This window comes from Isobaculum melis (genome assembly GCF_900111355.1).
Taxonomy (GTDB): Bacteria; Bacillota; Bacilli; order Lactobacillales; family Carnobacteriaceae; genus Isobaculum; species Isobaculum melis.
The window spans coordinates 1-19,162 of sequence record NZ_FOHA01000014.1; the positions used below are offsets into that span (position 1 = coordinate 1).

At 34.9% G+C, this 19,162-nt stretch carries 20 protein-coding genes; 7 read left to right on the top strand and 13 right to left on the bottom strand.

Translation table 11 applies throughout. The features are described from left to right. Positions 1 to 509 precede the first annotated feature (509 nt). The 10 genes from BMW29_RS10135 to lpdA all read right to left on the bottom strand — a co-directional run bounded on the left by BMW29_RS10135 (position 510) and on the right by lpdA (position 11,532). Positions 510 to 1,802, bottom strand: a complete 1,293-nt coding sequence (locus BMW29_RS10135; RefSeq protein WP_092653026.1) for a helix-turn-helix domain-containing protein — start codon at positions 1,800 to 1,802, stop codon at positions 510 to 512. A 204-nt stretch (positions 1,803 to 2,006) separates the two neighbouring features. Further along, positions 2,007 to 2,282, bottom strand: a complete 276-nt coding sequence (locus tag BMW29_RS10140; protein WP_092653028.1) for a GNAT family N-acetyltransferase — start codon at positions 2,280 to 2,282, stop codon at positions 2,007 to 2,009. Between the two features lie 720 nt (positions 2,283 to 3,002). Continuing rightward, entirely contained in the window at positions 3,003 to 3,305 is a 303-nt protein-coding gene (locus tag BMW29_RS10145) for a hypothetical protein (RefSeq protein WP_092653030.1), read from the bottom strand. Positions 3,306 to 3,346: 41 nt separating this feature from the next. Further along, complete coding sequence (gene buk, locus BMW29_RS10150) at positions 3,347 to 4,408, bottom strand: butyrate kinase (protein ID WP_092653032.1); 1,062 nt, start codon at positions 4,406 to 4,408, stop codon at positions 3,347 to 3,349. A 13-nt stretch (positions 4,409 to 4,421) separates the two neighbouring features. Beyond that, positions 4,422 to 5,333, bottom strand: coding sequence for a phosphate acyltransferase (locus BMW29_RS10155; RefSeq protein ID WP_092653034.1), 912 nt, complete (start codon positions 5,331 to 5,333; stop codon positions 4,422 to 4,424). Positions 5,334 to 5,355: 22 nt separating this feature from the next. Next, complete coding sequence (locus tag BMW29_RS10160; RefSeq protein WP_092653036.1) at positions 5,356 to 6,933, bottom strand: 2-oxo acid dehydrogenase subunit E2; 1,578 nt, start codon at positions 6,931 to 6,933, stop codon at positions 5,356 to 5,358. Positions 6,934 to 6,951: 18 nt separating this feature from the next. Beyond that, on the bottom strand, positions 6,952 to 7,929 hold the full coding sequence (locus tag BMW29_RS10165; protein ID WP_092653038.1) for an alpha-ketoacid dehydrogenase subunit beta: 978 nt from the start codon (positions 7,927 to 7,929) through the stop codon (positions 6,952 to 6,954). Positions 7,930 to 7,931: 2 nt separating this feature from the next. Further along, entirely contained in the window at positions 7,932 to 9,035 is a 1,104-nt protein-coding gene (gene pdhA / locus BMW29_RS10170; RefSeq protein ID WP_092653040.1) for a pyruvate dehydrogenase (acetyl-transferring) E1 component subunit alpha, read from the bottom strand. A gap of 19 nt (positions 9,036 to 9,054) precedes the next feature. Further along, entirely contained in the window at positions 9,055 to 10,098 is a 1,044-nt protein-coding gene (locus tag BMW29_RS10175; RefSeq protein WP_092653042.1) for a PTS sugar transporter subunit IIC, read from the bottom strand. 27 nt (positions 10,099 to 10,125) lie between these two features. After that, positions 10,126 to 11,532 carry a dihydrolipoyl dehydrogenase gene (gene lpdA, locus BMW29_RS10180; RefSeq protein WP_092653044.1) on the bottom strand — a complete coding sequence of 469 codons (1,407 nt, stop codon included), beginning with the start codon at positions 11,530 to 11,532 and terminating at the stop codon, positions 10,126 to 10,128. Positions 11,533 to 11,726: 194 nt separating this feature from the next. Here lpdA and BMW29_RS10185 point away from each other — a divergent pair, with 194 nt between their 5' ends. Both BMW29_RS10185 and BMW29_RS10190 read left to right on the top strand, forming a co-directional pair. Beyond that, positions 11,727 to 12,626 (top strand): LysR family transcriptional regulator, encoded by a 900-nt coding sequence (locus BMW29_RS10185; RefSeq protein WP_092653046.1) that lies wholly within the window; start codon positions 11,727 to 11,729, stop codon positions 12,624 to 12,626. Between the two features lie 100 nt (positions 12,627 to 12,726). Further along, positions 12,727 to 13,725: a D-2-hydroxyacid dehydrogenase gene (locus tag BMW29_RS10190; RefSeq protein ID WP_245706272.1), complete on the top strand. Its 999-nt coding sequence runs from the start codon at positions 12,727 to 12,729 to the stop codon at positions 13,723 to 13,725. Between the two features lie 97 nt (positions 13,726 to 13,822). Here BMW29_RS10190 and BMW29_RS10195 read toward each other — a convergent pair whose 3' ends face one another. Both BMW29_RS10195 and BMW29_RS10200 read right to left on the bottom strand, forming a co-directional pair. Continuing rightward, positions 13,823 to 14,731 (bottom strand): prenyltransferase, encoded by a 909-nt coding sequence (locus BMW29_RS10195; RefSeq protein ID WP_092653048.1) that lies wholly within the window; start codon positions 14,729 to 14,731, stop codon positions 13,823 to 13,825. A gap of 276 nt (positions 14,732 to 15,007) precedes the next feature. Beyond that, positions 15,008 to 15,313, bottom strand: coding sequence for a DUF1433 domain-containing protein (locus BMW29_RS10200; protein WP_177165743.1), 306 nt, complete (start codon positions 15,311 to 15,313; stop codon positions 15,008 to 15,010). Between the two features lie 112 nt (positions 15,314 to 15,425). On the opposite strand from BMW29_RS10200, the gene BMW29_RS10205 reads away from it, so the two are divergent. From BMW29_RS10205 to BMW29_RS10215, 3 genes are all read left to right on the top strand, one after another. Continuing rightward, on the top strand, positions 15,426 to 16,607 hold the full coding sequence (locus tag BMW29_RS10205; RefSeq protein ID WP_092653052.1) for a Tle-like phospholipase domain-containing protein: 1,182 nt from the start codon (positions 15,426 to 15,428) through the stop codon (positions 16,605 to 16,607). A gap of 10 nt (positions 16,608 to 16,617) precedes the next feature. Beyond that, positions 16,618 to 17,043, top strand: a complete 426-nt coding sequence (locus tag BMW29_RS10210) for a hypothetical protein (protein ID WP_092653054.1) — start codon at positions 16,618 to 16,620, stop codon at positions 17,041 to 17,043. Between the two features lie 70 nt (positions 17,044 to 17,113). Continuing rightward, entirely contained in the window at positions 17,114 to 17,428 is a 315-nt protein-coding gene (locus BMW29_RS10215) for a hypothetical protein (RefSeq protein WP_092653056.1), read from the top strand. An 88-nt stretch (positions 17,429 to 17,516) separates the two neighbouring features. On the opposite strand, the gene BMW29_RS10220 is transcribed toward BMW29_RS10215, so the two are convergent. Next, entirely contained in the window at positions 17,517 to 17,888 is a 372-nt protein-coding gene (locus BMW29_RS10220; protein WP_092653058.1) for a hypothetical protein, read from the bottom strand. A gap of 143 nt (positions 17,889 to 18,031) precedes the next feature. On the opposite strand from BMW29_RS10220, the gene BMW29_RS10225 reads away from it, so the two are divergent. Both BMW29_RS10225 and BMW29_RS10230 read left to right on the top strand, forming a co-directional pair. Next, positions 18,032 to 18,409 carry a DUF1433 domain-containing protein gene (locus BMW29_RS10225; protein WP_092653060.1) on the top strand — a complete coding sequence of 126 codons (378 nt, stop codon included), beginning with the start codon at positions 18,032 to 18,034 and terminating at the stop codon, positions 18,407 to 18,409. 81 nt (positions 18,410 to 18,490) lie between these two features. Then, positions 18,491 to 18,862: a DUF1433 domain-containing protein gene (locus BMW29_RS10230; protein ID WP_092653062.1), complete on the top strand. Its 372-nt coding sequence runs from the start codon at positions 18,491 to 18,493 to the stop codon at positions 18,860 to 18,862. The last annotated feature ends 300 nt before the right edge of the window (positions 18,863 to 19,162 follow it).

Genomic DNA, 19,162 nt, shown 5'->3' on the forward strand with positions numbered 1-19,162 from the left:
TCTCTCCCTCGGAGAGACAACAATCCTCTTCATAAAGAACCTTATAACTTTTTCCCATAGAAACATCCAATGCAAGTACATAAGCCATATTTTCATCTTCTTTCTTTTTTTTCGAAAGGTTCTTCACTGTTTCATTTCGTTCCTAATTTCCTAAACACGAGCTCGAAGCCCCAACATACTTAAACCAGATTTTAAAATGACAGTGAAGGAGATCGTTTTTTTGTAGGGACTCGAAGTCCATCAGGTTATGATCGATCTTCCTTTCACTTCTTACTATATACCTAAAAATAGGGAAATAGAGGGTAAAGTCATCCGTCGATGACTTTACCCTCTAATCTTAGTATGTTTTTTATCAATTTCTTACTAGTTTCATCACAATTTTTTCACATTTAAAAGCTATACTTTATTCATACCCAACAACTAATATTTTTTCATTTATTTTACTCCTCCAAAGTAAATAAATAAAAAAAGAAACAGCGTGTGAGAGGCAAACTCTCATTAGCTGTTTTTTATTTTTCTTCTTTCAAAATAGAATAAGATTTCTTATACATGGCTTTTTCAGAAAAATACTGGCTAGACTGTGCTTTCACTCTAGCAATAAAACTTGGATCATTTGAAGCATCAACTTTTTTTAACAAATTGTCAATTTTAGTTTCATAGCTGCTCTCATCTCCTCGATTTAAATCACAAAGAGCATCTCCATATCGAATAAAGTAAAGCGTTTCTTCAAATTTGCAATCTAAACGTTTAGAAAAAGCTAGTAGATATTCAGCACGATCAATTTGCTTATTTTCTGCATAATAAACCAATAGTTCTGTCATTGGTAAAATTTCATTTCTTGTTAAGGTATAATTTGCTTCATCTTTATTCTTTAACATGATATAAATGCGGTCATAAACTTCTTCTATTGCCATTTTGTTGTTATTTTTTTGAAAGGTATGGGCTTGTTTATACAAAATCAAGACATGAAAATGATCTTTCATAGCAGGATATTCTTCTATTAATACTAAAGCTTTTTCAAAGGCTTTTTCTGCTTGGGCATAAAAACCAATCTCATAATAAATAAACCCTTCTAAATAAGCAACTTTCACAGCATGTGATTGCTGTTCCTTAGACACAAGCATTAAGTTGTCAAAGAATTTCGTTGTCGCAGCCAATGCATTTTCATACTGTACAAGATTGATATAAAGAATGGGGATATTGCTTTGCATAATGTTTTTTTCAATAGGTTCCCCAAATGGGAGTGCCACAAATGCCTCAGCTGCATCAACTGCCTTTTGGTATTGGTTTGTATTAAAGTTCTTTTGTACTTGATAGAAGTAATAATAACGCAGCAAGTGTTGATCATCGCTTTTAACAGGAATCACTTTTTTTACTGTAGATAAATAAATGCGACTAATTTGTTTCGCCTCATCATATCGCCAGGATTTATAATACCAGGATGATAAAAGTAAATAATAAGCAATTTCTAATTTTGCTTCTTCTCTATGTAAGTGATATTCTTTTTCAACTTGCTGTAACAGCTTTTTAGCGGTTTGTAGTTCATCGTATAAAAGGGCTTGAAAGACTTTTTCCAAAAGTCTGATTAATTCATGACTTGATGGTTGTTCAACCACAATCTCTTCTGTTTTCAATTCCAATCGGTTACATAAAAAAACTAGTGTCTCTTTTCCTGGAAACTTATTGCCATTCTCAATATTAGACAAATAAGATTTGGAAATAATGCCTTGTGCCAATTCTTTTTGTGTTAATCCTTTACTTTTTCTTATATTGGTCAATCTTAGACCTAAAAATTTATTCAAGTTATTTCTCCTTTAACCTTAACCATTAAATAATGATGCTACTCATAATAATCTTTCTTATCATACCACTACTCTCATCTATTATATGCTATTTTTTCTTTCTCGTCTAATTGAGTTTCTGATAGTAAATGCTAAATTTAGTTTCCTAGATAGAACACTGTATATAAAATAAAGCAAAGCAGACTTTTTTGCCTGCTTTACTTTTTATTTTGCTTCTATCTTCTGATACTCTGGATGTTTTTTAAATTCCGCATTGGCAAATGGACATAATGGTATCACTTTTTTGCCTTGCATGATTGCTATTTCTACAACCAATCGAACGAGTTCTTGTGCAATGCCTTGTCCCCGATAAGCTGGATCAACCCCTGTATGTTCAATAATCAGCAAATGCTCGCCACTTGGAACATAAGTAATCTCTCCTACTTCAATGTCTACATCATTCGTTACATAAATTCGATTATCCCCATCATAATACTCCACTACTAAATCCCCCTATTTTTAAATATCCTTTAACACATCATCTGAATCACTCTAAATCATACAGGTAGGATAACCTTTTGATTATCCTTTATCAATCATTCTGCTTTATTGACACTCCCTTCTTTTTAATAATGTCATTATATGCGGAACTTATTCATTAAGCAACTATTTCGCTGTCCCATTAACTATTCTCATATTAATCACAAAAAAATAGCATTCATCAAAGATGAACGCTCTTTATCTTCATATAGTATTATTTCATTTCTTCAACTGTAGCTTGTCCTACACTTCTGCCAAAAATAATAATCTCTGCAACGGCATTTTCCCTCATTGGATGGTGAATATCGTGAGTTATTAGAAGTAAACATGATTACCTATTAAGCTAGCATTGTCTTTTATTCCTTTTAAAATCGGTATTGTCATTTTTTTTATGAGTATTCTATATGAATATAAGCAATACCGTTATGTTGAAATTTGGTTAAAACACAACCATTATAAAGGAAATGCATGATAAAAATGAGGCTATTTGTCCAATTGAAGTTGTAGCAGATACGTTAAGAGGAAAGACCCTATTTTAGCTACTGAACCGATTAAAGGTTCACATCAGCAATTTAAAAATAAGAGATCAAAAAAAGAGAGGAAATATGATGCTTCCTCTCTTTGAATCCTGCACTTTACTTCAATTTTATTTTCAAGAGTAACAACAAATGATTCTGCATGCTATGCTTTTACTTTAAGGACCATTCCATTTGGATCGATTACCGTTAAAGTCTGTTCATTTGAATCATAAGTCATGTTGTCATGAGTGGTATAGTATAAATCTTGTAACCCAATTGCTTGATAGTTATCAATCCCAGATTTTTCCCATAAAATACTAAGAGACATGCCACTGTAATCACTTAAAAAAGAAATGGGCGCAGTAATCACGATATTTTTTTCTTCAATTGTCACTTCAAGCATCACTTGAGCAAAATGCCCATATTTTGCGACCACAGCATCATTAAATGCAAGAATATTCATCATACCAGGAAGACTCCTCTCTTGAAAAAATCCAACCTTTTTGTTTATTCAAATTCCCTTGCTTTTTCTTCACCTGTTAAAACGCGTAAAGCACCGTTTCTTAAAGCTTCCATCTCAAATTCTCCCGGAACAGAAGATACTGGTGCAATGAAAGAAACTCTTTCAGTAATCCAATTCATTAGTCTTTCTGAATAAGCAAGACCACCAGTAATGACAATTTGATCAACCTTGCCAGATAAAACGGTAGCAAGCTCTCCAATCCCTTTAGCAACTTGATAGGCCATTGCTTCAAGAATTAGACGTGCTTCCTCATCTCCTGCTAAAATTCTTTCCTCTACTTCGAGACCACTGTTTGTGCCCAAGTAAGAAATCATACCACCTTTCTTACGCGTCCAAGCAGTGATTTCTTCTTGTGTCATTTGATAGCAGAATGGGATAAATTCTTTTAATGATAAACTCCCTGTTCGTTCAACAGAAAATGGTCCTTCATCATCCAGAGAATAATCAATCATCCGTCCTTTTTGGTGGGCACTGATTGTTGAGCCACTGCCTAAGTGGGCAATAATAAAATTAGCGTCTTCATAAGGCTTATTCAAGTCAGCTGCTGTTTTTAACGCAATGGCACGCATATTTAAAGCATGCCCAATACTTGTTCTCTTCACACCTTTTAGACCTGAAACACGCGCTAATTCATGATATTGATCCACTGTAATCGGATCATAAACCATCGCGATACAGTCTGCTTTACTCTTTTCCCTAAAACCATTTGCTAACATGGCACCTAAATTAGACGCATGGTGAACATTGGTTTTATTAACTAGCCAATCAATCATTTGATCATTGACGAGATAGGCGCCTGCTTCTACAGGTGGTAAGGAACCACCACGACCAACAGCAGCATCAAGCTGTGTAAAATCAATGCCCTCATCTTCTAAAAATGATTGAATCAATGATAAACGATAATCATATTGATCGGCAATTGTAGCAAATTTTTCTAACTCAGCTGTTTCATGATGAACATTTTTATTTAATCGTTCTTTTTTATCTTCATAGTAAGCAATTTTAGTTGAAGTAGAGCCCGGATTAATAACTAATATTTTTTTCACTTGTGTTCGCTCCTTATATAGCACATGCAATCATTAATGAATTTATTTTTTCTTCTGTTGTTGAACCACGAGAAGTAATAATAATTGGAACAGTCGCACCTAAAACAAGCCCCGCCATTTGACCTTTTCCAAATGTCACCATGCTTTTTCCAAGTAGATTTCCAGAAACGATATCTGGCACAAGCAAGACATCCGCTTCTCCTGCAACAGGACTTGTGTATTCTTTTTCTTTTGCAATCGCTTTGCTTAAAGATAAATCTAAAGAGATTGGCCCTTCAATCACAGCATCTGGAAACGCACCATTTTTGGCTGCTTCTTTGATTTCTTTTGCATCAAGAGAAGCTTGTAGTTTAGGGTTCACATTTTCACTAGCATCTAATAGCGCTACATAAGTTGTTTCATAACCTAACTGCTTCGTTAGAGATAGTACATTCTTTAAGATTTCTTGTTTCATTGCAACATCTGGTGTCAACATCATGCCACCATCTGTTAAAAAGAGTAATTTATGAAAATAAGGAATTTCATTAATCGCCACATGGGACAATACTTTTTGCTGACGAATACCTGTTTCTTTATTTACAACTGCTTTTAATAAATCTCTTGTTTGAATATGGCCTTTCATCAAAACATCACCAAGTCCATCACGGATTAAGGAAACTGCTTTAAAAGCAATTTCCTCATCTCCAGTAACGTCTATGATATCTAATTTAGCGATTTCCTCTTTTGAGATTGACAAACTTTCTAGCAGTGGAACAATGACTGATTGATCACCAACAAGAGTTGGCATTAACATATTTTCTTTAAATAAAGTCATGACTGCTGAAACAGTATGTTCATCCGTTGCATTTGCAACAACCACTCGTTTAGGCGCTTGTTTTGTTGTTGAAAGGCGTTTTTTTAATGACTCAAATGATTGTAAAACCATTTAAACACCTCCAAATTTTTTCTTAATTTTTAAGCAACATTAAGTTTGGATCTTCTAATGCTTTCTTAAAAGCACCTAATGCATTTTGAGCTTCCACACCATCTACTAATCTGTGGTCAAAGGCAAATGACAAGCGCATAATTGATGCAACTTCCATTTCACGTTCCTCATTCACAACCACTTCATCAGAAATACGTGCAATCCCCATAATCATGGATTCTGGATAGTTGATAATTGGTGTTGACCAGACACCACCCGTTCCAGGCATACCACCAATATTTGTAATCGTTGCAGAGCTACCACTCATATCGTCACGCGTTAACTGATTTGCCATCGCTTTTTTAGCTAATATTTCAATTTCTTCGGCAATTTCAAAAATACTCTTGCGATCTGCATTTTTAATAACTGGTACAAATAAACCATGCTCTGTATTTGTTGCAATGCCAATATTGATATTTCCGCGATGAACAATTTCTGATTTTTCCATATTCACAGAAGCATTTAAGGCTGGATAAGCTTTCAACATTGCAACCATCGCTTTCACCACATATGGTAAGAAAGTTAAACGAACTTCTTCTGCTTTCGCAATTTCTTTATAGGCATTACGATGCGCTACTAATTTTTCAGCACGTAATTTATCAAAGACTGTGACATGCGGAATTTCGGTACGACTAGTGACCATCGCTTTTGCAATTGCACGACGAGTTGGTGTCATTTTTTCAACCCAGTCTTCGTTTGCCGGAACAACTGGTGCTGCAGGTTTAGCCACTGCTTTTGGCGTTTCTTCCACGGCAGCCTGTGTTGAAACAGCTGCTGCTGGAGCTGGTGCAGCGACTGGTGCTCCCCCACCACTTAAGAATGTATCCACATCTATTTTTAAAATCTTAGCATTTGGTCCAGTTGGTGTTACCTGTGCTAAATCAACGTTTTGCTGTCTTGCATAACGTCTTACTGAAGGAAGTGCACGAACTTTTGCAGATGGTGCGCCAGTTGGTACTGATTGAGTTGCCACTTTAGGTGCTGCTGCTTTTTCTTGAGGTTTAGCTGCAGTTTGATTACTTGGTCCGCCAGCACCTGTATCAATTTCAATAATGCCTTCATCTACTTTTGCCATACCTTCTGGAACTAATATTTTAACGACTGTCCCTGAAACTGGAGAAGGAATTTCCATTGTTGATTTATCGTTTTGGATTTCAACTAAAGCTTGATCCGCTTGAACCTTCTCCCCTTCTTTTACTAACCATTGGATGATTTCTGCTTCAACTAACCCTTCGCCAACATCTGGTAATTCAAAAACATAGTTACCTGTACTTACGGTTTCTTCTACAACTGGTGCTACAGCAACTGCTTCTTCAGCTGTTTCGTCCCCTGTATCAATTTCAATAATGCCTTCATCTACTTTCGCAACGCCTTCTGGAACTAATATTTTAACGACTGTTCCTGAAACCGGAGAGGGAATCTCCATTGCTGATTTATCATTTTGGATTTCAACTAAGGCATCATCAGCTTTTATGACATCTCCTTCTTTTACTAACCATTGGATAATATCTGCTTCAACTAACCCTTCACCCACATCTGGTAATTTAAATATATAAGCCATGAGTTCTCCTCCTATTTTTTATTCAGCCATTGTTTTTCTGACCTGTTCTTCAATTAATGAAGCATTTGGTAACCAGATTGATTCTGCTTGTCCAAATGGGAAATGGCTATCTGGAGCAGCTACGCGTCCAATTGCAGCTTCTAAGTCATACATTGCACCTTCTGCAATTTCAGCCATGATATGATTGCCAATCCCAGTTAAGCGTTGTGCTTCTTGAACAACTACGACACGACCTGTTTTCTTCACTGAATTTAAAATAGTATCAATATCAAATGGCGCCACTGTTCTTAAGTCAATTAATTCAACTGAAATCCCATCTTTTTCAAGTTTTTCAATGGCTTTTTTAGATTCATGAACCATTGCACCATAAGTGACAATTGTAATGTCAGTTCCTTCTTGAACAACATGTGCTTTATCTAGATCAATCACATACGATTCTGCTGGCACTTCTTCTGTAACTGAGCGGTATAATTTTAAATGCTCTAAGAAGTAAACTGGGTCATTGTTTCTGATTGCAGCCGTTAAAAGACCTTTTGCATCATATGGACCACTTGGAATAACGATACGTAAACCAGGTGATTGAGCAAATAACCCTTCTAAGTTATCTGAGTGTAATTCCGGTGTTCCTACACCACCACCAAAGGTTGAACGAACGGTTACAGGAACGCCTTCTTTTCCACCTAGACGGTAGCGATGACGAGCTAATTGTCCTAAAAGTCCATCGATTGCTTCCATTGTAAAACCAGAGAATTGAATTTCTGGAATGGGACGGAAGCCACCTAGTGCCATGCCTAATGCCATGCCCATAATACCTGATTCTGCTAAAGGTGTATCGAAAACGCGGTCTGCTCCTAATTCAGCAACCATTCCATCAGTGACACGGAATACCCCACCATTCGTTCCTACGTCTTCACCAAAAACTAAGATTCTTTCGTCACGTTTCATTTCTTGTGTTAAGGCTTCATTGATAGCCTGTACCATATTTTTAACTGCCATCTTTAGTTTTCCTCCTTCGCTTCATACATCTCGATTTCTTTTTGAATACGAGGTGTCGGTACTTCAAAGACATTTTTCAGTAATTGAGATACTTTCATTTTTGGTTCATTATCAGCTAAGTCTAAAGCGTCATTTACTTCTTTGGTTGTTGCATCAATGACTTCTTGTTCCATTTCTTCGTTCCATAAACCTTTTTCGCCTAAATAGGTTCTCATTCTAATTAAGAAATCTTTTGCTACCCACTCATCGACTTCTTCTTGAGAACGGTATCTTTTCGGATCATCAGATAATGTATGCGCACCGAAACGATAAGTTAATGTTTCAATTAACACAGGTCCATTACCAGCCATTGTGTACTCACGAGCTGTTTTAGTTGCTTCGTATAATGCTAGCGGATCCATACCATCTACTTGAATCCCTGGAATACCTGCTGCTGCTGCTTTTTGAGCTAATGTTCCAGCTTTAGTTTGCATTTCACGAGGAACAGAAATCCCATATTTATTATTTTGAACGATGAATACAGCTTGAGACTTGAAGATACCAGCAAAGTTAATTCCTTCATAGAAGTCACCTTGTGATGTACCACCATCTCCAATATAAGTGAATGCCACTTGATCTTTTTCATCGCGTCTATAAGCATAACCTAGACCTGCTGCTTGAATAATTTGAGAACCAATAATCGTTTGAGCTGGCAAACCATAAATTTTCTCAGGGAAAATATTTGCTGCTACGTGCCCACGATACCAAAGAACAGCATTTTTCATTGACATACCATGATGAACTAAAGGAATCACATCACGATAAGTTGGTAACACAAAGTCTGTTTTATTCATTGCAAAAAGTGTTGCTAATTGAGAAGCTTCTTGACCTTCTGATGGCGGTAAGTTACCAATACGGCCTTGACGCCCTGCCAAGATTAAGCGTTCATTCGTTGTTCTGCCCCAAACTAAAACTTTCATTAAATCAACTAACTCTTCATCTGTTAAAGAGCTCTTCATTCCCTTGTTCACTAGCTTTCCTTTTTCATCTAGAATTTGTACTAAAGGAATTGCAGCTTCACTTTTCTTCATCATGTCTTCAAATAATTTAAAATCCTGTTTACTCATCGATTTTTACTCCCTTTCTTTAGTTGAAATCTAATTTATAATCTTCTGAACTGGCAAGCCCTAACTTCTTATTAAATAAATAATTAAATACAAATCCAAGAACAACTGGTACAACTAGAAATGCAATGATCGTGGTAATGATGTTACCGATTGTCCAACCATCTGCTTTTAAAGCTAATGCATTAATTGGTCCAATTAAGCCACTAAATCCAAATCCTGCACTAAAAGGTGTACCTTGTATATCTAAGAAGAATGCTAAAGAACCTGTAATCGCTGCGCTACAAATCGCTGGTAATAAGATTTTAGGTTTTTTCACGACGTTAGCCATTTGCATTTTTGGAGAACCAACGAAGTGGGCAAATGATGTTGGAATTGCATTTGATTTCCAACCAGCAATACATAGATAAAATCCAGTAGCACAAATTCCTAAGTTAGCAGCACCTGAGGCAATACCTGAAAGAGAAATGGCAGTAGCAATTCCAACTGTCGCAATTGGCGAAACAATCATCATTGAGAACATAACCGCTATCGCAATGGTCATTGGGATTGGTTGTAAATCTGTTAAAGTGGCAATGAATTGACCAAACATTGCTGTAAGACTTTGAATGAATGGTAGGATTAAAAAGCCAAGTCCACCACCAACGACTGTCACAATCGTAGGAATCACTAGAATTGTAAAGGCTTTCAATTTTTCTCCTAATAGAATAATTAAAAGAGCGGCAATCGCGGCTGTTAACCCTGTGTTAATCACATCTCCAGAGCCTTGGTAAACAAATCCACCCGCAGGATTGACATGAGCAACACCTGAGCCAACCACACAGGCCATTCCAAGTGAACCAATTTGAATGGGTGTAAATTTGAAGTTAATCGCAACAGCCACACCTACAACGATAGGCATCAGCGTTGCTGCTATTCCAGTTGAAGTGAGTCCAAATGACCAACCTAAAGCTTTAGATAACTCTCCTAGAAGCGCTCCTGGAATTAATGAAACAACAACTCCCAACGCAACACCATTTAAGATATTCATGGTAAATTCTTTTGGTTTAACACTTTTAATCGACATAATCTTAGTCTCCTATAATTAATTTTTTTAAATATGAATGGGTAACCCTAATCCTACTTCTGCTGCTTCCATAATTGTTTCGCTGATGGTTGGATGTGGATGAACCGTTAAGGATAAATCTTCAATTGTTGCACTTGTTTCAATTGCTAAAGTAATTTCTGAAATTAAATCACTTGCGTTTACACCTGCGATTTGGCCACCTAAGACTTCTCCTGTATTTTTATCACTTACGATTTGAACTAACCCTTCTGTTTTCCCCATTGATAAAGCACGTCCATTGCCTTGGAATGGGAATTCAGATACTTGTGGTTCATAACCTAAACGAATTGCTTCTTCCTTTGTTAGACCTGTTGAAGCTAATTCTGGATCTGTGAAGCACACAGCCGGCATGGCTTTATAATCAACAGCCACATCTTGTCCACTAATCGCTTCTGCAGCAACTTTTCCTTCATAGCTAGCTTTATGTGCTAAAGCTAGGCCTGGAATGATATCACCAATCGCATAAACATTTTCAAGTGTTGTTTGACATTTTTCATCAACAACGATTAAACCACGCTCATCAAGTTCAACTCCGACTCTTTCTAAGCCTAATTCACTTGTATTTGGCTTACGACCAACAGAAACTAACACATAGTCACAAGTAATCTCTTTTTCTTTTCCATCTACTTCATAAGTGACAGAAACATCGTTATCTGAATGAGTCGCCTTTTTGGCTAAAGCATTTGTTTCAATGACTACATTTAATTTCTTAAATGATTTTTCTACGAATGAGACTAATTTCTTATCAAAGTTTGGCAAGATTGAAGATTGTCCTTCAAGAATGGTGACTTCTGTTCCTAAGTTAGCAAAAACGCCAGCTAGTTCACTTCCAATGTAACCGCCACCAATAACAACTAACTTTTTAGGTAGTTCAGCTAAATTAAGTAGTCCAGTTGAATCAAGAACACGTTTTCCAAATTTAAAGCCTGGAATCTCAATTGGTGTACTACCAGTAGCGATAATCACATGTTCAAATTTGTAAGTATCCCCTCCAAATTCGTGCATGACGCGAATTCTTTCTTTATCCATGAAGTAACCAGTACCTTCAAGAATCTCTACGTTATTTTTTTTGAGTAAAAACTTCACGCCATCTGTTAATTTTTTTACGACTTGATTGTCTTTCCAATTTTGAATTTCAGAAAAATCTAATGTGGTGTTCTCTGTGTTGATTCCAGCAAACGGGGCATTTTTAGTGTTATGATAATGATGACTTGCTTCAATTAAAGCTTTGGAAGGAATACAGCCGACATTTAAACAGGTCCCCCCTATATTTTCTTTTTCAATCAGCGCAACTTTTTGCCCTAATTGAGCTGCTCTAATCGCCGCAACATACCCTCCCGGGCCAGCTCCAATTACGATTGTGCCTAAACTAGACTCAAAATCACCGACAACCATTCTCACTCATCCTTTCTTTTCCGCTTTATAAAGCTTCTTTTATAAGTTATAATGAATATAAATGCAATTATCATCACAGCTTTTATAGAAAGCGCTTTATTTCTTTTACACCTTCATTATATGTTGCAACTTCAGAAAATTGAAATTGATAAATTCTATAGCCAAATAAAATTTGTAGAAATGGGGATTATCTAATGGAATTTAGACAATTACGTTATTTTATAGAGATTATGAAGACTCAGAATTATTCTCATGCAGCAAAAAACCTTTTTGTTACCCAACCCACTTTATCTTGGAACATGAATAAACTGCAGGAAGAGCTTGGTTCAAAACTTATTTATCAAGTTGGAAATAAGGTCATGCCAACAACTGCAGGAAATATCCTTTTTGAAAAAGGGCAAAAAATTATCGAAAACTTAGATGAGTTAACTGAATTAATTGGCGATGATCATACTTATCGAAAAAAAGAATTAACGATTGGTTCAAATTCTGTTATTTCACCTGTCTATATGCCCTTAATTCAACAATTTATGTCTATCTATCCAAATTTTTCCATTACTATAGAAGAAAACGGCTCAATCAAAACGCAAAAGAAAGTTGTAAATGAGGAATTAGAAATTGGTATTGTTTCTTTCCCAATTCTTGAGCCAGACCTTGAGATAGAGAGAAATACAATTCATACCTTTAACTATGATGCTTATGTTTTAATGAGAGAAGATCATCCTTTAGCAAAAGAAAAAGCACTTTGGATCAAAGATTTAAAAGAAGAGAGCTTTGGTTCAATGAGTAAAGACTATGTGTTGTGGCATGTCTTAAAAAATAAATCTAGAGAAAATGGGTTTAGACCGGATATTGATTTTATGAGTAACAATCACGAAGTGTTAATTCAACATGTCTTAAAAAAGAACTTAGTAGCTATTATGCCTGTTCAATTAAAATCCTTATATAAAGATGCTCCACTTGCCTGGGTACCTTTAAGTGATAAAATAAAACCCTTTGATATTGTGGTGGTTCATAAGAAAGATAAACCACTATCTCCAGCAGCAGCACTATGCTTAGAATTTTTGACAAATCAGGAAATTGCCAATCATTAATGAAATAGATAGCCCTATAAAAAATACTAATTAGTGAAATATCTCTCAATCTCATATACTTAATTTGTATAACAGAAACAGGACAAAGGAGAAGATGAGATTGAAAAAGATAATCATGATGGGCGCAAGAGAAGATGAAAAGGCTTTCGCAGAACAATGGGCAAAAGATCATAAGATTGATCTAACCATTTCCAGCGAAGTTTTAGATAACAGTACTTACCACCTCTTAGAAGGACAAGATGGTATTAGTATGCAGCAAACCATGAGTATTCCTACTGAAATGTATGGCCGTCTTAAAAACGATGGGTTTACACAAATTGCGCAACGTTCAGCTGGCTTTGATATGCATGACCTAGATGAAGCAAAAAAACAAGGAATTATCATTACAAATGTACCAGCATATTCTCCTAATTCAGTGGCAGAATACACGGTTGGAAGTGCCCTTAACTTACTAAGACACACGCAAAAAATTCAAAAAAGAGTGACTAATCATATCTTTACTTGGGATAAGCAGATTCTCGCTAAAGAAGTTCGTTCTTTAAAAATTGGTATTTTAGGAACAGGGCGGATTGGTCAAATGACTGCTGAGATTTTTAAAGGATTTGGCGCAGAGCTAATTGGATATGATTCTTATCAAAGTGAGGAAGCAAAGAAAATCTTAACTTATGTAGATGATTTAGATGAATTTTTAGCGCAATCTGACTTAGTGACGATTCATATGCCACTTACGAAAGACAATCATCATTTCTTTAACAAAGAAACCTTTGCTAAAATGAAACCGGGCGCCTTTTTAATTAATGCGGCGCGTGGAGGCGTTATTGATACACAAGCTTTAATAGATGCTTTAGAATCAAACCAGCTTTCAGCATGTGCGATTGATACTTATGAGAATGAAATGCCTTATGTAACAAAAGATTGGTCTGGTAAAAAATTAGAAGATCCTATTTTAGAACAATTAATTCAGCGCGAAGATGTTTTATATACACCTCATATTGCTTTTTATACTGAAACTGCTGTTGAAAACTTAGTTTTTGGCAGTTTAGATGCTTGCTTATCCGTTTTAAATACTGGGACAGCAGATACCATTGTTAATCCATAATTAGGAGATAGCACTGAGACAAATAAAAATATCTTGGCGACATTCAGAAAAGCTGAAAATCGCCAAGATATTTTTTGTTTAAAGCTATTTTTGTACCTTAAAAGTTCAACCAAATTCCTAGTGCAAAAGTCACCACTTCCGCAGCTGTAATCAATGCTAGATTTTTCACTGCACAAACGAAGGTCGTTTTCTTCACTTGCTCTTTTAAATAAAGCGTTGTATTTTTCTGGACAAAAGGAATTGTTAACAATGTCAAAAGCATCATTTTTGGATAAATTCCTACCATTACCGAAATAAGCAATGAAAGATACCCTAAGATATACAGCCATTTAAATAGTGACAATGCTTTGGCACGTCCCAAATAATAAGGCAGTGTATAGCGCTTGTTCACAATATCCTCTTCTAAATCACAGGTATTATTTGCCAGCATTAAATTCGCGATTGCAAACATATTTAAGATTGATGCAAAAAGAATCGTGAAGAAAGTAGCCAAATCAAAGGTCATCACATTGTAAGCATTCACATAAATGCTAATTAAATAAATCATAAACCCCATTGTTAAACCTGAGAAAAGCTCCCCAACTGGCATACTTGAAAGCGGCTTTGGACCAGAAGAATAAAAAATCCCAATAAAGTAGCAATAGAGCCCCATAAAGAGTAAGGGTAAGCCTGTTTGTTGAACCAAATATAGACCGATTCCAGCTGAAACAACAACCATTAAGATAATTAAGGTTAACACCAATGACATCGGAATTTTTTCGCGTCCAATGATGTTCACTTCTTCTCTGTAGTTATGCTCCTTCGAGGCTTTTTTATAATCCATATAGTTATCAATTGCATCCACTGCCATGTTAAATAGAAACATTGCAATAAAAAATAAGAGCAAATTCAGTAAATGTAACTCCTGATAGTGATACCAGGCATATAAAATCCCCATAAAATACGGTAAAACACTTGCTGTTTTTGCTTGTATTTCGACCAGCTCTAAAAAAGTTTTAAATTTCATAAAAACCATCCTTTATTCAATTCACTGCTTTCAATATTGCGTTGAAACTGGTGTTTTGTCAAGAAGAAGTCTTTTCTGATGTTTACATTTTTTGAGATGCTCGTGATGATAGTGAATTGATTTTCTATCGGAGAGATACATCTGAAAAGGGTGCACGATACTAGCTGTCTCATATTAATTCTTTTTTCACTTAAAATGCTATCATCAATTAAGGTACATGAAGAAAGTCCCTTGAAGCGTTTCGGCTCAAGGGACTTCGTTTAATGTAGATGATGTCTACTTGCTTTTTTCTTCTGTTTCAATTTCTTCAAGTGTCTTTATTGTAGAATCTCCAAATTTTTTTGGAACCCAATTTTTGCTGAACGAAACTCCAGTATTAAAATGTGGAGTACCAATACTGGCACTGAAATAATATTCTTTATTATCATTAACGTATCCTTGTATGTGCGGAATACCAGTAGGGTTGATAACTACCTTTGTAAAGTGGATAGTTTTTATATCGTTGTAATTATAGGTTAAAAACTTTTCAATACGTGGCCCTTCTTCGTTCATAATTCCTTTTTTGTCAAATTCTTTTTTCAAGTAATAACCTCCCATAAGTATCAATAAAATAACGATTATAAGAATTCTCTTTTTTTTCATAAAACCTCCTGTATAATAAAGTATACATACTTAATATACAGGAGGTTTTATTTTGGCACAACTAACAGAAGAACAATATTTTAATTTAGCTGATGAGGTTTATGATGATAAGTATATCCACGCAGGAGATCATATTCAAACGGAAGATGGTTCATATTGGATAACAATCAATGCTGTAGATCAAAAAAGCGGGTTACAGGCAATCGCAGTTGTTCCATTAAAAGATTATCAAGCTATGCAAGCCGGAAAAATAACAAGCTACCCAACTGTCGTTTTTTCTTCAAGAGGAAGTCAAACGGATAATCTAGGCGAACTAGTAAAGGACTGGATAGAAACAGACCTAGGTGATTTAGCTATCGCGCAAAAACCTGAACATTATAAAGAACAAGATTTAATTAAAAATGAAGAGAGTCAATTTATTGGGTATGAAAGTTTTGTGAATGAAACACTAAAAAAATACCCTATCAAAGACTACTCTTTTACAGGTCATAGTCTAGGTGGCGCATTAGCACAGTACATGGCCGTACTTAAAGATAAAAGAGCCACAACATTTGCGGCCGCAAAAGCTTATCGATTATTACCAAAAGATTTACAGGAGTTGGTAGATTCTGGATACTTCATGGATAAAATCATTGATTATCGACATAAGTTTGATCCAGTAGGCCATGTTCCTTTTGGAAATGTGATTGGCAAACAATACTTAGCTAAAAGTTCAAAAAATGATATTCCCTTCATGGGACATACCAGAGATTCATTTAAAGGCATGTTTAAAGGTGGAAAGGTACAAATTCTGTTTTCTCCAGAAGAGCTTCGTTCTCATGCAAACAAGCTGATGATGAATCAAGAAATCATTACTGACATTCAACTAGCATTTAGACAATATCAAGATTACGAGTATGGAGAAATAGATGATTTTGTGAGGCAGATGCGCACAAGTGATGAGTTTTACGATTTAGAGGATCATGAAATGACCGATATTTTATCTGAAATGTTTCCCTATAGGGAAGGAAATTATTTTATGCATCATCCAGAAATAAGTGAAAAGATTGATTTATATTGTCGCACACTGGCAGAAAAAATCTATCAATTAAGCGATAGTTTAAAAGCGAGCGCAGATGAAGCGGACAAAACAGATCGAGTCTTAGCAAAAGATATTCAAGCATCACGCTCATTTGATATTAAACCTGATAAGATGAAGCCCTCAGTAACAGGACCGCAACCAATAGAATCGTAGGAGGAAGAAAATGAATTTCCAACCAATTGATATAGCTGGTAGTAATCAAACCTATATAGCGTACAACGATGAAATAAATAGATATCAAGCAAACTTAGAAAAAGAATTAGCTAGAGAAGATAGTAACCCAGCTATGGTTCTTTATTATCAAGAAGAAATTCAGCATCTTCAAAAATTAGCAAGAATTGTGCAACAAAAGGAATTATTGCGAACAAAAACACATACTAAAATAACTGAATTACAAGAAGACTTAGAACAACTTTTAAGGAAGCAAAAAGAAGCTGGAAATATTGTACTTAATTTTTTGGGTACGAATGCTAAAAAAGATTACGATGATATGTTGAAAGGAACCTCTTCTGATTCATTGCGGTTAGCTATGGCAGATATTTTACTGTTAACAGAGGATTTAGAAGAAGCAATAGAAAATTATCAATAAAAAGAATGAATAGCAAGATATGGAAATAATTATTTTTTACTCTTTTGAGAACAAAAAGGACGTGACCACTATGACAAAAGAAGAAAATTTTGATCCAAATAGTCTGAAAAAACATTGGCATGAAGTTCGACCACAATTAGCCCAACAAATCATGAATGAAAATCCCAATCAACCTCTTGAAGTAAAACGTGCAATGAAACACATGGATGAAATTAATCGTCTAACAGTGGAGCTGCTTCAATCCACTGTAGCTTACACAAACGAAGTGAAAGAGTTTATCCAATATCATGATGCTGTAAAGCAAAGTCAGCAAATTCAACAAGAAAAAAAGACACCCTCTCATTTAGAAGTTGTCTCCCAACCTAAAACAACAGAAACTAACTAATGCTCAGTTTCTGTTGTTTTTAATAATCTACTTGAAAAAATAAATAACGTGACTAACAATTGCCGATAAGATAGTCCATTTACTCTTTTTATAGATCAAATTTCTTTTTAAGGTGATTCAAATCATCCTGGTGTGTTTGAGCTTGTCTATTTAAATCACACATCTTGAGTATTAAAATAGTACTTCCTGCAAGTCTAGTTCCTTCGTCTACATTTTCACTCAATAAAATTATTAATAATCCGTCATAAAATTTCATCATAGTGGTTGCAAGAAAATCTAAAGGGTGTGAAAATTCTTTTTTCATAAAACTTAATATTTCCTTTGACAGTGGATAGTTTTCTTGTTGAAATGCTAAATCTATCATGTTGAGATGAAATAGTACGACGTCACTTTGCGTAAGTTCAAAAGATGTACATCTTTTTTTCTGAATAAATATTTTTTCATATAAATGAAATACCATTTCGAATTTTTACTCCAATTTTTAAATATTTATCTTTATTAACTTTATCCCTCAGCTCAAAATATTGTTCATCTGTTAGTTGTGCCAAAGTAAAACCTCCTGTATTATTAAGAATATATATTCCTAATAATACAGGAGGTTTTATGAAAAAAAAGAAAATTATCATAATTATTATTTTACTAGTCCTTATAGGAGGAGGGTATTACTTGAAAGAAGAATTTGATAAAAAAAAGCTGATAGAAACTGAGGGTCCTCGAATTGAAAAGTATTTAAAATATAATTACGAAAATTATGAATCGATTACTTTTGATACAGTTGTAGTTAATCCCACTGGAATACCACATATCAAAGGATATGTGAACAACAATCCTGAGTTGAAATTTGATGTTGGTATTTATGATGACCATTTCAATGCTGGAGTGAATTGGATTGATGATGAAAAAAGTTTAATACCAAGAGAAGAATATCAATATGAAAGTAAAACAGTAACCGAAATAGAAAAAGAGGAAAATCGTCAATAACAGGATAATTGATAATGTTCTTAGATATTTTCATAAAAATTATTTGTCTGTTATTAGCGCCAACATAATACAGGAGGTTTTATGAAAAAAAATAGAATTATTATAGTCGTTATTTTACTGATACTTATAAGCGGGTATTTTTTGAAAAAAGAATGGGATAAAAAGAAACTGATAGAAACTGAAGGTCCACGTATTGAAAAGTATCTAAAATATAATTTTAAAGATATTGAAACTGTTCAATTTACCAAAGTTATAATAAATCCAACAGGTGTTCCACATATAAAAGGGTATTTTAATAACGAAGAAAATACATTTGATGCTGGAATTTATAGTGAACACTTTGAGGGAGCGCTTGATTTTACAGGGTTCATAACTCCGAAACATCAATTTGATGATGAGACTGAGAAAAATGTTTCTGAAATAGAAGAAGAGGAAGCTCAAAAAAACAAGTAAACATCATCTCAATTAAACGCAGTCCCTTGAGTCGCAACGCTTCAAGGGACTTTCTTTGTAAATTTCAACTGATCTACCTCATTTAGTTTTTTTAAAAGAGTGATTTAACAGCTTTTTAATAGCTGCTGAACTTCTGATTCCCCTTTATTGAAAACAATTAAGTCTACATTTTCACCAGTTTTCACTATCCAAATAAAATGTCGTAGCTTGTATTTTTATAGGTGTGCCTTTTAGAAGCTCATGCTAAAAAATAGATTTTAGCGTACTTATCACTTTTGCAAGCATCCCAACAAAATAGCC

What these genes read in the sequence shown, in the direction of transcription:
- pdhA (WP_092653040.1), bottom strand. Translation starts at nt 9,035, where the DNA reads ATGAGTAAACAGGATTTTAAATTATTTGAAGACATGATGAAGAAAAGT.
- BMW29_RS10175 (WP_092653042.1), bottom strand. Translation starts at nt 10,098, where the DNA reads ATGTCGATTAAAAGTGTTAAACCAAAAGAATTTACCATGAATATCTTA.
- BMW29_RS10165 (WP_092653038.1), bottom strand. Translation starts at nt 7,929, where the DNA reads ATGGCAGTTAAAAATATGGTACAGGCTATCAATGAAGCCTTAACACAA.
- BMW29_RS10145 (WP_092653030.1), bottom strand. Translation starts at nt 3,305, where the DNA reads ATGATGAATATTCTTGCATTTAATGATGCTGTGGTCGCAAAATATGGG.
- BMW29_RS10215 (WP_092653056.1), top strand. Translation starts at nt 17,114, where the DNA reads ATGACAAAAGAAGAAAATTTTGATCCAAATAGTCTGAAAAAACATTGG.
- BMW29_RS10160 (WP_092653036.1), bottom strand. Translation starts at nt 6,933, where the DNA reads ATGGCTTATATATTTAAATTACCAGATGTGGGTGAAGGGTTAGTTGAA.
- BMW29_RS10225 (WP_092653060.1), top strand. Translation starts at nt 18,032, where the DNA reads ATGAAAAAAAAGAAAATTATCATAATTATTATTTTACTAGTCCTTATA.
- BMW29_RS10155 (WP_092653034.1), bottom strand. Translation starts at nt 5,333, where the DNA reads ATGGTTTTACAATCATTTGAGTCATTAAAAAAACGCCTTTCAACAACA.
- BMW29_RS10185 (WP_092653046.1), top strand. Translation starts at nt 11,727, where the DNA reads ATGGAATTTAGACAATTACGTTATTTTATAGAGATTATGAAGACTCAG.
- BMW29_RS10210 (WP_092653054.1), top strand. Translation starts at nt 16,618, where the DNA reads ATGAATTTCCAACCAATTGATATAGCTGGTAGTAATCAAACCTATATA.
- BMW29_RS10230 (WP_092653062.1), top strand. Translation starts at nt 18,491, where the DNA reads ATGAAAAAAAATAGAATTATTATAGTCGTTATTTTACTGATACTTATA.
- BMW29_RS10220 (WP_092653058.1), bottom strand. Translation starts at nt 17,888, where the DNA reads ATGGTATTTCATTTATATGAAAAAATATTTATTCAGAAAAAAAGATGT.
- BMW29_RS10195 (WP_092653048.1), bottom strand. Translation starts at nt 14,731, where the DNA reads ATGAAATTTAAAACTTTTTTAGAGCTGGTCGAAATACAAGCAAAAACA.
- lpdA (WP_092653044.1), bottom strand. Translation starts at nt 11,532, where the DNA reads ATGGTTGTCGGTGATTTTGAGTCTAGTTTAGGCACAATCGTAATTGGA.